A 14,705-nucleotide genomic window follows, 5' to 3' on the forward strand; every position below is an offset into this window, starting at 1 on the left:
GATAGACATTATGGATAAGAAAGCACTGGAAGCATTTGCGCGTGAAGCCGCCAAATCAATCAAGACAGAATCCGATCTGGATGACTTCCGTAAAATGTTAACCAAGGTGACTGTTGAAACGGCGCTTAATGCTGAACTTGATGAGCACCTTGGTTATGAAAAACACGCGTCAAAACCCAGTACCAACTCCCGCAATGGGTACTCATCAAAGTCGATCATCACTGATGATGGTGACGTTCCAATTGAGGTGCCTCGCGACCGAGAGGCAAGCTTTGAACCCCAGTTAGTTCGTAAGCATCAGACCCGATTCCAATCCATGGATGACAAGATCTTAAGTCTGTATGCGAAAGGCATGACCACCCGAGAGATCGTCGCCACATTCAAAGAAATGTACGATGCAGATGTCTCCTCCACCTTGGTATCTAAGGTCACTGACGCCGTTTCTGGAGCAAGTTATCGAGTGGCAATCTCGTCCTCTGGATGAAGTGTATCCCATTGTTTACCTTGACTGTATCGTGGTCAAAATTCGCCAGGACAAGCAAGTCATCAACAAGTCGGTTTATCTAGCACTCGGCGTCAATATGGAAGGTCAGAAAGAGCTACTCGGCATGTGGTTATCTGAAAACGAAGGGGCTAAGTTCTGGCTGAATGTGCTGACGGAGTTACAAAATCGGGGCGTCAAGGACATCCTCATCGCTTGTGTTGATGGGCTAAAAGGCTTCCCTGACGCCATCAACACCGCTTTCCCTAACACTCAAATCCAGCTCTGCATCGTCCATATGGTGCGAAACTCAATGAAATATGTGCCGTGGAAAGATTACAAGGCGGTTGCTGTGGATCTGAAGGCCATCTACCAATCGAAAACCGAAGATGAAGCCTTGCTAGCATTAGAGAAGTTCGCTGATAAATGGGACGCTAAGTACCCTCAAATCAGCCGCTCTTGGACAACTCACTGGGCTAATCTCAATACGCTGTTTAACTACCCTGAGGACATCAGGAAGGCGATTTACACGACTAACGCCATCGAGTCGTTGAACAGCGTGATTAGAAAAGCCATCAAAAAACGTAAGCTGTTCCCAACAGATGAATCGGCAAGAAAGGTCATCTTCTTAGCGATCCAGGATGCATCCAAGAGGTGGACAATGCCTATCAGAAACTGGCGACAGGCCCTGAACCGCTTTATGATTATGTTCGAAGACAGACTGCGTGATTATATGTAACCCCGACAATTACACAGAATTATTTACAGTCTCAAACTCCCTCTCAGTATCATTGAATGTTTTGTTTTCGCCAGTTCTGTATCGCCTTGTATATACGACCATTAATGGCCTGTTGTTGCCACTCATCCCAAAAATCGACTGTACCACTATTTGGTTTGTGGATTGGTTCATCAATTCTGATACGGCTTGGTAATAAGCTGGCGTCACCAACGACCAGAGCTTCACCGGTATCCAATGTAGGCAGGACATCACTAAACCCTCCGAGGCTATCAGGTAGCAACCTTTTCACAACTGCCTGATCATCTGCATTAGTAAGGCGCATTGATACGAAGTTACTACACTGACTCAGCATTGTCTTATTTACTTCTGAAGGACGCTGGCTGATAACTACTAAGCTGACTCCATATTTTCGACCTTCCTTAGCAATTCGCTCGAAAATCTCTATAGAAATATCATCAGCTGCACCAGCGGCATTCCGTTGTGGAATGTACAAATGCGCCTCATCACACAGCAAAGCGACTGGATGTCGCTCCTCACTTGAAGTCCACTGCTGAATAGAAAAAGCTAACCGAGCAACCATAGAAACAATCAATGGCAAGATATCAGAAGGAACCTCAGAGAAATTGATAATTTTTATGCCACCTTGTCCATTTTCTTGAGTACTTCCCAATAAAGCGTCCGTGAGTTGACCAAGCCAATCAAATTCCAATGTTTCTGTACCACCTTGAAATAGAAAGCCTAGTCTTCTGTCTGTGACTTTGTTTTCGAGCCTCGCGATAAGCCGAGAAAGTTTTCCATAAAACTCTCCTTGTTTAGTCTTCCCAGCGGCTCCAGGAACCATCTCCGAGTTTATTTCATTCAGCCGATTTAGCAGTACATCAATATCGAAAGGGACTGGGCTATCAACAGTAAAGCTATTTAGAATATCAGCATACTCTCCATCAACTAAGTATTGCTGTTTGGCGGCATTTACTTCCCGTGACATGATCATGGCCTGATTAGGTGCGTTTTGATCAGAGCGGTCAACAAATAGTGATACAAGAGCTTCGTAGGACAAGAGCCAATAAGGCAAGTAGATTGCACCATCTACAATTGTTTTTCCTGCTTCAATTTCCCCAGGCCCCGCAACTTTATAATGCTTCAAGCCTTCATGCTGTAAAGGTGCATATTCTCCGTGGAGATCAAATACAATTGCGTTGGATGACGCTAAGTTAGCCATCTGCTCGATAATTTTTGCAGTAGTCCATGACTTACCCGAGCCAGTACTTCCACCAATAAATGCATGTCGTTGAAAAAACTTATTGCCATTTAGATACGCAATAGCATTGTCATCTAAGGTATACTTGCCCAACGTAAGAGAGTTACCCTCAGCAGCAGCATTAGATAACACTCTCATGAAAGCAGTAAGTTCATCTCCCTCTAAAGCAAAGCAATTAGCATCTATTTCAGGAAACGCTTTCCAACGTTCTTCTAAAAACGTCTCGACGTGTTCCATCTCGATCAAGCATGGTACCTATTAAAGCTACCTTACAAAGGTTTTGCTCATTCGTTTCTTCCTCATCCCCTTCTTCAAGATCGAATAACTTTTTACGAGTAACTTGAGAGATTAACCCTATCAAGTGCTGTCCCGGCTTAGCACTTTGTAACACAGCAAGCCTGTTCACCTGCAAGCGCTTCAATAATTCTCTATCTTCAACCTCAACAATAACGGTCGTAGTGTCAACCGAAGCGACTTTACCAAGCGCTTGCTCATCAGTGTACGTAAATAATGGCAATTCCATTTCCCCCCTAGAGAACTAATTCCAAATAACCAGATAGACTCCAAAAATCACCATCTACGGTAATAGGAGTGTCAGTTTCTGAACTGTAAATTATTGATTGATTATCGTGTGCCCCTCGTTCAATAGCCAAGAAGTTATTAGCTCTTCCCGATAAAAGAAAATCTCTAGCAGTATCACTCAATCCCCAAGTGACAAGAGTTATGCATCCTCCATCACGGATACATTTTTCTACTAACTTTTCTTGAATGTGTTCATCGTTAAAACCGAAGCCAACACAAAGATAAGAGTCGCTATTTCTAATCGCACTATCAGCCATCTGAATGATAGTTCTAAATGGTTCATGATAAGTCGTCATGTATTTAGCTATACCTGGCGTTACAATCTGAGGTTTATGCCCTTCAGGGATAATTTCGACTTGATTTAAACCAATCACATCACCAACAGGACTTGTGAACCAGTCTAGACTGCCATGCACCTTTAGAATATTGACTACTCTGTCAGCTCGGAGTGATTGAGGTGGGGCCTGTAACCTTCGATAGCCGTGCGTAAATCCAGTGTAATGATGAACCCCTGCTTGCTCAGCTGCATATTCAGCAATACGATCATAATTAGTTGTCACAATATTAATTTGACCTGCGACCGAACGAAACAGGCCTTTAATCAAGGTTGCTAGAGGAAACTCATCCGTTCCCAAAAGAGAGGATTTAAATACCCCAATATCTTGTGGATTGAGTAACTCCCATGTGGCACTAACTACTGCATCTGTTAAGTTTTCAGATAAGCGAACCTCATGTAAAGCCGATTCTAAGTCGACTCCTGACTCCAGCAACGCTTTAAATCTCTCCCAAACTTCAAGCTCCGCCCCATCAAGCCCACTAGTAGTTTCAACTGTACTTACTAAATGTTTTGACAGCTCTCCCATCCCTGATAAACCAAACGCAGCAGATGCGCCGCTACCGAGGATGATTACAGGAGACTTTTGATAGTACTTTTGCGCCTGAGCGTAAAAGTCAATCTCACTCATAAATATTCACCTAATCTCTTAATGCGATACTCCTACCTATACCACACTCACGGCTCAGAAATTGTGTCAACCAGCAGATTTAACTAACAAAACTCTCATCTTTTTTCAGACAATGTTCCATCTAATCACCCACATTAGCTCTCTACCCAAGCTACTGCTCTGTCTCTCATGCTTATCGATACAAGGAACTTCCCCATTCCCATCTTTCTGTTGCTTGCAACACTGTTTAGTGCGTTTTTTGCATTAGAAAGTGAGGGTAGGTCTTACCTTTTGGCACGATTAGATTTAGTAGGGCAACTATGGGGTACGAAGAAAAATCGTTGCTAATGGTCCAGCACACTTTGGGGCATTAACATGTCAGTTATTTTGCTAAATTAGCAATTCTCGAATTACTTAGAGTATGAATAATCTAGAATCCACCACGTAGTCGTTGGCTTTAAATACCACGAATAACCGCTGCCATGAGCATACCTGCTAGAATTGCAAACAATGGCTTCTTCAGAATCAAAGTACCAAATGCAGTCACCAGTAAAGCTAGCTTTCCGCCGAGATCGCTAGTAATCAACATAGGCGCGATAATGGCAATCAGAACAGCACCGGACATCGCTGCTATGAATTGTTGCACTCGATAATTTATCGGTACATACGACATGATGAAGATGCCGCCCCATCGAGTAACAATCGTAACAATCGTCATGATAAGGATGAGTAGCCATGTTCCCGTTTCTGTTGTATCAATCATCATATTTCTTGTCTCCAATAACTATACCCATTACTCCTCCCGATAAAGCACCGACAATGACGTGGCTGTTTTCTGGCAAATAACGATAAGCAGCAATTGATGACACCCCTGCCACTAACCATATAATCGATGTTTTAGTATCTTTGTTGCCTTCTAGAACCATCGTCAATAAAAAACATCCCATGACCATGTCGAAACCAAAGGTGGAAGGGTTGCTAATAGTGTTGCCAAGATAGAATCCAGCCCATGTGCCCAAAGCCCAAAATGCCCACAGAGCTATGCCTCCACCAAGCAGAAGACCTAGTCCTTCTTGCATCTTGTTCTGGGTAAAGGCTCGCATTGACATGGCCCAGTTTCGCATCAGAAGCAACCAACATGATGCTGTAACGGGTTATCGGATTCAGATCTCTAATATGAGGATATAACGTCGCTCCAATTAGCAAGTGACGTGCATTAATTGCAAACACTGTGATGGCGAGTGGTACGACAGGAACCGATGTACCCCATAAATCTAGCGCCCCAAATTGTGAGGCTCCAGCAAAAACTAAGGTGCTCATCCACACCGATGCCGATTCGCTCAATCCTTCTTGGGATGCCGCCAACCCAAATGCGGCACCAAATACCAACACGAATATAGAGATCGGGATTAACCTGATGAATCCATGCTGTATCCATGGTATCTCCAAGCGTAGTTCACTGGTATGCATACAAATATTAAGTCCATATTCCAATAACGAAGATCGTAACACTAGACTAGATATACATTTGTGGAAAGCGCATAATTCAGGATAAGTTAATTCGAAAAACAAATGTATGAACTATCAAGATTTACAAATTGATTGGTTAAAATGTTTTGTCGCTGTGGTTGATGCGGGCTCTTTATCTAATGCAACTGCTTCAGTACACCGTTCACAATCTGCGGTCAGTATGCAGTTAAAGAAGTTAGAATTGGCTGTTGGACAGAAGTTATTAATCAGAAACAACCGTCACACGGAACTCACGACTGAAGGCCAGATGCTGCTTGGTTATGCTCGACGCATCTTAGATTTACATTCGGAAGTACAAGCTGCATTCCACGGTGAAGAGTTAGTTGGTCAAGTAAAATTAGGGGTGCCTGATGATTATGCAGCAAAGTATCTAACACCTGTTCTGCGAAATTTTGCCCCTAGATTTGGTGGTGTGGAAATTGAACTAACGTGTGAACAATCAACTTCATTGATCCCCAAAATCGCAAGCAACGATTTAGATTTAGCCCTCGTGTCGAGAGATAATGTCTCTCGAGGCACATTACTTTTCCATGAACCTATGGTCTGGGTTGGAACACCTCAATTTGAATTATGGCGACGAGAAATATTACCGATTGCTGTTTATGAGAGCGCAAGCCTTGCGAGAAGAAGTGCCATTAACTCACTCGCGTTACAAGGAAAGCCGTACAAGGTGGTTTACAATAGCTCAAGCTTAGCAGGCCAAATTGCAGCGGTCGAAAGTGGCCTTGCAGTGGCGGTGTTTACTCAATGCAGTGTACCATCTCACCTGACAATACTTGGTGAAGAAACAGGGACTCGGCCCCTTGGAGCCAATGGAAGTCTCTGTTTACCGAAGTGGTCATTCGAAAAAGTCGCAAGCTGTGGATTACCTCTATGACTTATTAGTCAGGACATTGAGAAATTCTGCAGTAAATAAACAGTAGAGTATTAATTGAGTCAAAACTACTTTAATTCATAGTTTTTTAGCTGACTATTATTGCTATTTATCGTGTTACGGCTCATAGACAGAACACTCAATCAAATTCCCATCCGGATCGCGAAAGTAAAAAGAAACTATTGACCCTAATGCTCCAGTACGATTGACAGGGCCTTCTATAATATTAACGTTTTGAGCCTGAACATGTTGCATTGCGCTTTCTAGTTCGCCGTCAATGATAAAACAGAGATCGGCACTACCAGCCTGTACATGTCGTGCCTTAGGCTCAAATTCACTGCCTAGCTGGTGCAAATTGATCTTTTGCTGACCATATATCAAGGCGACTCTCCCTTCTCCGAAGGAGACAGCGGTCATGCCCATCACCGATTGAAAGAAAGCCACCGATGTTGGAATATCAGCCACGGTTAAAACAAAATGGTCGAGGCGCTTAATGTTCAAATTCCTTTCTCCTTTAAAGTTATGTCGTGATTAAACGGATAAACTCCATACTAAGTAGACAGCCAACAATATAAACAAGATAGCATTGATCTTATTCAACCAGTGTCGATGTTCACCCAGGAAGAGTGTTTTGGCCTTATAGGCGAGTAACGCATAGGTTGAATGCGCACAGATAAATGCCAGACTGAATATCCCTACCAACACCGAAAACTGTACAACGTAGTTTTCATCTGGCTTTATAAAGTGAGGGAAAACAGAAAGGAAGAACAGGATAGCATTCGGGTTACTAAACTGTAACAGGACACCTTCCCCAAACACTTGACTCTTTTTGAAAACCACGTCCGTAGAAATAACCTGAGTCTTGCGGCTGCTAAACCACAGTTTAAGTCCCAAATACAATAAGTAGGCGGATCCGCAATAAGAAACCACTTTAAAAGCCATCGGCGAGGACACTAACAGCAGCCCAAGACTTGTAGCAGAGAACAGAGCGACAGAGCAAACGCCCAGCGTTAAACCTGATATCCCAACGACCGAACCTTGAAAACCAAAGTTAATCGCGTTCGTAATGGATTTTAAGGTGCCTGGGCCAGGCATATATACGACGGCTAATGCAATAGCAGCAAAACTGAAATAGGTATCCAAGATGACACTCGTTATAGTAAAGAAAGAAGTACTATTGTCAGTCGTTTCTTGAATGGGTGAAAAATACTATTTAACTAATAATTTGATACGTTTTTCTTATCAGTGACATGTTCTTCCAACCACTTAACACCGTATTCGACTAAAGGATGCCCTCGCTTAGGATCCCATACTAACGCGGCGGTCACGATGGATATCAGCTCTTCAAGCGGGACAAGCTTTACATTACTGGGGATCATGCTGACCATGCTCATAGGTACTAAAGCAACCCCCTGGCCACAACTCACATAGGCAATCTGAGCAGTAACCGAACGAACTTCGTAGAGTATGCGTGGGTTAAACCCATGGTTTCTACAGGCTGAAGTTAATAGATCGAAATACGTTGGATTGACCCGCCTGGAAGACATAACAAATGCTTCCTCTTTCAGATCTCTCAACGATATACACATCGCTTCCCCCATTGGATGATTCAGTGGTAACGCAACGCCGAGTTTATCTTCTGTTAAAGGAAACGTGCTTAACCCCATACCGACCTCACCTTCCACCCGAACAAACGCCAGATCCAATTCACCAGAAGATAACGATGTGATGGCTTCAGCGCTGTCAATTTCATCCACAAAAACCGTGACATTTGGGTAACGTTGTTTGAAGTGTTCTAGAAAAGCTGGCACAACTTCAAACATAGCAGATGTGATGGCACCAATATGAATGACACCAGATTGTCCGTGCGCCACCTCTCGAACGATCTTTTCCAGAGATGACATTTGAACAACAAACTTTTGCACATGAGGAAGAATAGCTTTTCCCGACGCGCTAAGTTTAGTACCGCGTCGAGAGCGTTCAAACAAAGTGAGCTTCAACGACTGCTCAAGTATTTTGATTTGCTCCGTTAAAGGAGGCTGAGACATTCCCAGTCGCTTTGCCGCACGACCAAAGTTCTCTTCTTCGGCAACTGCCAGAAAAAGATAAAGCTGTTTTATCAACCTGTAATCGATTTTACTCATCAATAGTCCCTAACGACGAAATAATGAAGTACGTTAAAATGCCCAATGCTATACTGCTAATTCTATTTTCGTATCACATAGATACTAATATTAGAATTCAACTATCAATCAAAAGCTGTACATTGGCAACATCAACAACAGATGTGAGTATTGTATGGAGCTATTTTCAAGCCAACGTTTCCCTTTTTTAATCGAAGGTGTACACCTTAGCGTTTCCGCGATAACCAGATCGGGCAAAAAAGCTCCGATTGTCTTTCTCCATGGATTTGGTTCCACCAAAGAAGATTACGCCGACATCGTTTACTATGCAGAGTTTAACGGTCATCCTTTTCTTGCCTACGACGCACCGGGATGCGGCGAAACACAATGCAGCGACCCCACATCCGTTACAATCCCTTTTCTGCTGAAAACAGCCATTGCGATACTGGATCAAGTTGGGTTCAAACAGTTTCACCTTGTGGGACATTCCATGGGAGGGTTAACCGCGTTAATGCTGGCACATCAGTACCCAAACCGTGTTCTCAGCTTCACCGATATTGAAGGGAACATAGCACCAGAAGATTGTTTTCTGAGCCGCCAAATTATCAATTATCCATCGGACAACGCCGCAGAGTTTTTTGATGAATTTATAATGCGAACTCGCCATGCACCACACTACGCAAGTGCCTTGTATTCCGCTAGTTTGCGTCACAAAGTACGAGCAGATGCCGTTAAACCTATCTTTACGTCTATGGTGAAACTGTCAGATGATGGTGACCTGATGGATAAGTTTCTTAACTTACCTTGCCCTAAGATGTTCATGTATGGGGAGCAGAATCAACATCTGTCCTACTTATCTCATATTGAGAGCCAAGGCGTAAAACTGGCAGAAATACCGCACTGCGGGCATTTCCCTATGTACTCAAACCCTGTCAGTATGTGGGAAAGTATTTATCAAAACATTACACGTTCATCTTAAGGCATTCTTTTGGGGTCACTCCCGTGATTCATTTAAACATAGCGATAAACGCAAACGAACTTGAATTACCCTGCTCAAGGGCGATAACTTCAACACTATCGCCCACCTCCAATCGATTCATGGCTTTCCGTACTTTAAGCTTCTGCATCCATTCTGTGAGAGGAATGTTTTGATCAAGATGCATTTCGATATGTGAAGTACCCTCCCCACACGGCGAATATTTCGGTCAAGGACGGCATAAGAGTGACGTGGAGACCTCAGAAGAACTAAAGATTTCCCCACAGAAAATCAGTGTCATCCGTCATGAACGCACCAAATATACCTGTCGTCCCGGTGAACTTATGACACCAGCCATAGTATAGTGGCTACTCCAAAAGCGCTGGTACCTAGAAACCTTCACCGCTATCGTTACAGCACAATATGTGGATGCAATCCCGCTATATAGACGGATCGTTATTCTCAAAAGAGGACAGAACAAGGTCAGCAGAGGCACTTTTGCAAACTGATACTTTCAGTTAGGAAATAAAATTGAAGTTGTTATCGACCAGATGAAAACCCATCAGCTATCAGAAAGTCTCATCTGTACAGATGCCACTACGGTGGAGTGAGTCACCACGATTCTCAGTTCAGAAATTAGCCCAAAAAGATCATTTTGCTCCTCAGCCCCAGCATGGTCATACCCCGATACTACCTTGAAACTGTGAAATAAAAATTCACATCCGGGTAGATTGATAACGTAGTAAATACCACACTAAGAAACACCTAAAGCCGCGCATGCTTCAGCCAATAACCTGAGCTTTCAATTCGTGATCACCGACAAAAATCTAGTATTAAACCTTTATGTACCATTGAATTAATTTACCTAGTGAATTAAATTGACTTTTACATTAGTTCACCATGTAAACTAACGTCCCTACACCAAAAATATTTATTATTCGCTTAGGAGTCTTACCGATGAAACCATTCAAGACCAATTTAAGATTAGGCTATGTGGCCGCCGCCTTTGCCACATCCATGCTCAGTGCTTCCAGTTTTGCCCAATCGTCGGCGTTAGATGTCGATAATTATCAAGGGATGCCACGAGTTTTTGTACTTACGGACATGGGAAATGAGCCGGACGATCAAATGTCTATGGTCAGGCTACTCACGTATTCGAATGAATTGAATTTGGAGGGCTTAGTTGCAACGACCTCAACTTGGCAAAGAGCGAAAAGAGAGGTTAATACCATCAATGGTATTATTGATTCATACGCAGATGTACGCCCCAATCTGCAAAAGCATGCCAAAAACTGGCCAACCGCCGATTACTTACATGGTATTGTGAGTGTCGGTCAACCGGGTTATGGAATGGCAGACGTAGGTGACGGCAAATCGTCCGCTGGTTCACGAGCCCTGATTGCCGCGGTCGACAAAGCAGATAAACGCCCTGTTTGGGTAACGGTTTGGGGAGGTGCTAACACACTGGCTCAAGCTTTGTATGATGTGCGTAGCACCCGTTCAGAAGAGCAGCTCAAGGCGTTTGAGCAAAAACTACGAGTCTATTCCATTTCCGATCAAGATGATGCGGGGCCTTGGATTCGTAAAGAGTTTCCAAACGTCATGTATATTGTAAAACCCTCGTCTCCCGATGGTGGTGAATATGCTTCTGCAACTTGGACCGGTATTGCCGGAGACGAATATTATAAAAATGGCGATGGCGCTGATTTTGCAAAAGTCACCAACGAATGGCTGGATAAGAATATCCGCGCCAAAGGCCCTCTCGGTGAGCACTATCTAAAGTATGCTTTCATTATGGAGGGGGACACACCGGCTTACCTTGGTCTGACGGACAATGGCCTAAACAGTTTCCGCAATCCAAGTTGGGGAGGCTGGGGTGGGCGTTACATCTTCCGTACCCCTTATGGTGAAACACGTAATATCTGGACCCAAGGCGGAGACTGGTTTCCTCGTGTGACGTCGGCAGACACAGTGGTAGGTAGTGATGGTAAAGAGCATACTTCCGATCAAGCTACGATTTGGCGCTGGCGAAACGAGTTCCAAAATGATTTTGCGGCGCGCATGGATTGGACGATCAAACCTTACGACCAAGCCAACCACCACCCAATAGCCGCCATCAACGGTGACTTATCCAGGAACGTAGTGTACATAGATGCGAAAGTGGGAAGCACGGTTACACTTGATGCATCGAAAAGTAGCGATCCAGACAGCAACGCTCTGACTTATAGCTGGTTTCACTATCCAGAAGCAGGATACACAGGGATACAAGATGCACCTGGACTTGCCGATGTCACTTTATCGCACTCACACGCGAACAAGATCGATGTAAAAGTGAACACGGTATGTAAAGATGGTTGGTTATCGGGGGAACGCAGCGAATGCAATAACGGTGGGCAAGCGCATATTATCTTGGCGATCACTGACAACGGCTCCCCTGCGTTAACAAGCTATCGTCGGGTGATACTACGCGTATCAGAATAATCTTTTGATCAGAGGGAAGAAACTCTTCCCTCTTTGATTTATCGCTTTACAGGCTCAAAGTTGGTAAGCACGATTGGTTAACTCGAACAAACCCGCTAACGCCACCCAGTCATCGGGCTCTCGGAAGAATTTAATCGACGACATAGATAGTCGTGAACCGTTATTTTCTTCGATATAACTGAGCATCTCGGGCTGTAAGTAAGGGAACAGTAGCGACGTTTCACCATTAAGCACAATGCTACGAACGTCAAACAAGGAAATCAGTTGAGTCAAAATATAACCTAGTACATGGCTAACTTTTTTGATGACTTGATGGGTTGGCTCATCACCATCATCCAGTAACTGGATAATTGTCTTAAGTTTTTCGACAATCGAATCACCCTCGATAACCGTACCTTTTTCAGCTTCGATACTACCGATGATTGTGTTATACGTTACGTAGGTTTCGGCACAGCCTAATGAACCACAAAAACACGCTTTGCCTTTTTTTTCATAGTTCATATGGCTAATTTCTAGTGCCGTGCCATCTGGCCCGGTAACAATTTTCTGGTTTACGCAGACCCCTACTCCAAGACCATAGCCCAATAGCAGTGCGATCATGTTTGTATGTCCAGGGTGCAACTTGGTCAATTGAAAGGTTGAACAATAAGCAATATTGTATAATTTCGTCTCAATACCAGTTTGTTGTGTTAGCAATGCAGCCAACCCGACATCTCTTGAAGTCAATAACTGGCTGTAATGGATAATCCCACTGTTTTGCGCAATTTTACCTTGAGTAGCAATCGTCATCACTTTTAACGTCTGGGGCGAAATCCCCTGCTTTGAACACAATTGATGCATTGTCCCGATGATAAGATCAATTAACTGCTGCTCATGGAAACACTTATCCGTTACCGCCAAATTGTGCCACGTTTCATCGATGCTCTGATGGACGACGCCGGAAAGATCGAGTAAGTACGCTTTAATTCCCTCAATAGAAATGTAGAAGCAAAGACTAAAATGGATACCGCTGACTAATTGCAGTAATGATTGAGGTCGACCACCTGTAAAGGCTTTTAAATTGGCTACATCAGAGCATTCTGCGATAACGCCTTCCTCTAAAAGTTGTTTGGTCACTTTGGTTAAAGCGGATTTCCCTAATCCCGTATCGCGTGATAACTCCACTCTTGAACGAAGCTTTTCTCTTAATAAAATGATGACTAGATTTTTTCCGTTTAAATCCATAATCTTCTCGCAAATAGCGATTTCACAGCATTGAGTTAGATTCGATTATAAATAACTTTTCACGTGGTTTAAACCACGGCACGTACTATGCTGCCTGAACGCTGACCATTGAGAAACATTGGGCAATTATCAGATTTAAATCCTTCGTAGCGTTGTTGAAAAACTCGAAAAGGGGCAAAGAAGAGTCAGCATAAAGCTGAAAGTTTGTGATAAAAATGCCTGTATAACGTATGATAATTGAAGGATTTATCGACCCCAACCTATCAATGTCTAACACCACAACAAACACAAGAATTCACCAGCTCTGTTTCGGTCAACCGGAAGGTTCATTGGTGATTGAACATGTACCTTTGGATTTGCTTGAAAAAGGTAAAATCAGAGTAAAAATCGAAGCAACCAATATCAATCCAAGCGACTTGTTATCTATTCATGGTGTAGGTCAATACAGGCATAGCCATCAGCCGCCCAGAGTCCCCGGATTTGAAGCTGTTGGGCAAATCATCGACTCCAACCATTCAGAGTTTGTCTTAGGGCAAAGAGTTGTCGTGGCTACCAGCGGTACTTGGCAGCAATATATCGATGTATTACCAGATAACCTCTTCGTCATTCCGCCACATCTGGACAACGGCTATGCGTGCCAGTTGTATATAAATGCGCTAACAGCATGGGTTTTAACCACCGAAATTGCTCAGTTGAAGAAAGAAGATGTACTGATTATTAACGCTGGAAGTTCTGCAATAGGCAAAATTTTTGCACAGCTATCTTCATCGCTAAGGTTCACTCTTATTGTCGTAACGTCGAAACCTGAAAATTATCCATATGATTCAAACTATGTTTTAGATGCCAAAGCCGACCTACTCACCCAAATTGAGCAACTTGATTTACCTATCCCTAATATTGCATTTGATGCTATTGGCGGTAAAGCTGGAGCTAAATTGATTCATACCGTCGGCAGCAAGGGGCGGTATATCAACTATGGAACTCTTTCTCTGGAGTTTTATGAGCCTCGCTTCTTTGAGCTCATGAGGAACCAAGACATTGACTTCAGTACATTTTTCTTACGCTACTGGGAGAACTCGGTTGGTAACGGTGTCAGGCGCGAAAAGTTTTCGATGATGCTAGACCATTTCATCACCAATAAAATACAATTAGATGTTGCTTGTTATGTTCCATTAGAACAAATTCTATCTGCTATCAAGCTAATCGAATCTAACTCTGCGAACTTACATGGAAAAATCATTTTGCTACCAAAGTAGTAGAGGTGTAACCATTTACGGCGAGTTGCCACGATAAAAATATCTTAAATTCTGAGGCGCGACTCATAACTAAGTATTTACGTTAAAACAATATGGGCGTACGACGTGGAGTCGTATAACTCGCGGTTCATCGCTCAGCAAGTGAAACATCTGCATCACCCGATTAACCTAGGAGTTACCCAATTTTCGACGCGGTGCCTGGCAGATTATATCTAGGCTATATTCTTTTTAGCCTAG

12 protein-coding genes and 3 pseudogenes are annotated in these 14,705 nt (G+C 43.4%); 6 read left to right on the forward strand and 9 right to left on the reverse strand.

Translation table 11 applies throughout. The features are described from left to right. Positions 1-10 precede the first annotated feature (10 nt). A pseudogene (locus ABDK09_05230) lies at positions 11-1,220 on the forward strand (IS256 family transposase). Between the two features lie 49 nt (positions 1,221-1,269). Here the strand turns inward: ABDK09_05230 and ABDK09_05235 are convergent. The 5 genes and pseudogenes from ABDK09_05235 to ABDK09_05255 all read right to left on the reverse strand — a co-directional run bounded on the left by ABDK09_05235 (position 1,270) and on the right by ABDK09_05255 (position 5,474). Beyond that, positions 1,270-2,715, reverse strand: coding sequence for an ATP-binding protein (locus ABDK09_05235; protein ID XAW88468.1), 1,446 nt, complete (start codon positions 2,713-2,715; stop codon positions 1,270-1,272). Next, positions 2,666-3,001 carry a hypothetical protein gene (locus tag ABDK09_05240; GenBank protein ID XAW87621.1) on the reverse strand — a complete coding sequence of 112 codons (336 nt, stop codon included), beginning with the start codon at positions 2,999-3,001 and terminating at the stop codon, positions 2,666-2,668. Before ABDK09_05240 ends, ABDK09_05235 begins: the two co-directional genes overlap by 50 nt. 7 nt (positions 3,002-3,008) lie before the next feature. Then, complete coding sequence (locus ABDK09_05245) at positions 3,009-4,025, reverse strand: SIR2 family protein (GenBank protein XAW87622.1); 1,017 nt, start codon at positions 4,023-4,025, stop codon at positions 3,009-3,011. 436 nt (positions 4,026-4,461) lie between these two features. Beyond that, complete coding sequence (locus tag ABDK09_05250) at positions 4,462-4,770, reverse strand: AzlD domain-containing protein (protein ID XAW87623.1); 309 nt, start codon at positions 4,768-4,770, stop codon at positions 4,462-4,464. Next, positions 4,760-5,474: pseudogene (locus ABDK09_05255) on the reverse strand (AzlC family ABC transporter permease). Before ABDK09_05255 ends, ABDK09_05250 begins: the two are co-directional and overlap by 11 nt. Before the next feature lie 106 nt (positions 5,475-5,580). On the opposite strand from ABDK09_05255, the gene ABDK09_05260 reads away from it, so the two are divergent. Beyond that, positions 5,581-6,411 (forward strand): LysR family transcriptional regulator, encoded by an 831-nt coding sequence (locus ABDK09_05260; protein XAW87624.1) that lies wholly within the window; start codon positions 5,581-5,583, stop codon positions 6,409-6,411. A 114-nt stretch (positions 6,412-6,525) separates the two neighbouring features. Here ABDK09_05260 and ABDK09_05265 read toward each other — a convergent pair whose 3' ends face one another. The 3 genes from ABDK09_05265 to ABDK09_05275 form a co-directional block, all read right to left on the reverse strand. Then, positions 6,526-6,909, reverse strand: a complete 384-nt coding sequence (locus tag ABDK09_05265) for a VOC family protein (GenBank protein XAW87625.1) — start codon at positions 6,907-6,909, stop codon at positions 6,526-6,528. 30 nt (positions 6,910-6,939) lie between these two features. After that, positions 6,940-7,551, reverse strand: coding sequence for a LysE family translocator (locus ABDK09_05270; protein XAW87626.1), 612 nt, complete (start codon positions 7,549-7,551; stop codon positions 6,940-6,942). A 74-nt stretch (positions 7,552-7,625) separates the two neighbouring features. Continuing rightward, positions 7,626-8,552 carry a LysR substrate-binding domain-containing protein gene (locus tag ABDK09_05275; protein XAW87627.1) on the reverse strand — a complete coding sequence of 309 codons (927 nt, stop codon included), beginning with the start codon at positions 8,550-8,552 and terminating at the stop codon, positions 7,626-7,628. A gap of 154 nt (positions 8,553-8,706) precedes the next feature. On the opposite strand from ABDK09_05275, the gene ABDK09_05280 reads away from it, so the two are divergent. From ABDK09_05280 to ABDK09_05290, 3 genes and pseudogenes are all read left to right on the forward strand, one after another. Next, positions 8,707-9,510 carry an alpha/beta hydrolase gene (locus ABDK09_05280; GenBank protein ID XAW87628.1) on the forward strand — a complete coding sequence of 268 codons (804 nt, stop codon included), beginning with the start codon at positions 8,707-8,709 and terminating at the stop codon, positions 9,508-9,510. A 236-nt stretch (positions 9,511-9,746) separates the two neighbouring features. Continuing rightward, positions 9,747-10,115: pseudogene (locus ABDK09_05285) on the forward strand (transposase). A 349-nt stretch (positions 10,116-10,464) separates the two neighbouring features. Continuing rightward, positions 10,465-11,988 (forward strand): nucleoside hydrolase-like domain-containing protein, encoded by a 1,524-nt coding sequence (locus tag ABDK09_05290; GenBank protein XAW87629.1) that lies wholly within the window; start codon positions 10,465-10,467, stop codon positions 11,986-11,988. A 54-nt stretch (positions 11,989-12,042) separates the two neighbouring features. Here ABDK09_05290 and ABDK09_05295 read toward each other — a convergent pair whose 3' ends face one another. Next, positions 12,043-13,212, reverse strand: coding sequence for an ROK family protein (locus tag ABDK09_05295; GenBank protein ID XAW87630.1), 1,170 nt, complete (start codon positions 13,210-13,212; stop codon positions 12,043-12,045). Between the two features lie 266 nt (positions 13,213-13,478). Between ABDK09_05295 and ABDK09_05300 the strand changes: the two genes are divergently transcribed. After that, positions 13,479-14,468 carry a zinc-dependent alcohol dehydrogenase family protein gene (locus ABDK09_05300; GenBank protein ID XAW88469.1) on the forward strand — a complete coding sequence of 330 codons (990 nt, stop codon included), beginning with the start codon at positions 13,479-13,481 and terminating at the stop codon, positions 14,466-14,468. Positions 14,469-14,705: the final 237 nt, after the last annotated feature.

It is taken from the genome of Vibrio sp. CDRSL-10 TSBA, assembly GCA_039696685.1.
Lineage (GTDB): Bacteria > Pseudomonadota > Gammaproteobacteria > Enterobacterales > Vibrionaceae > Vibrio.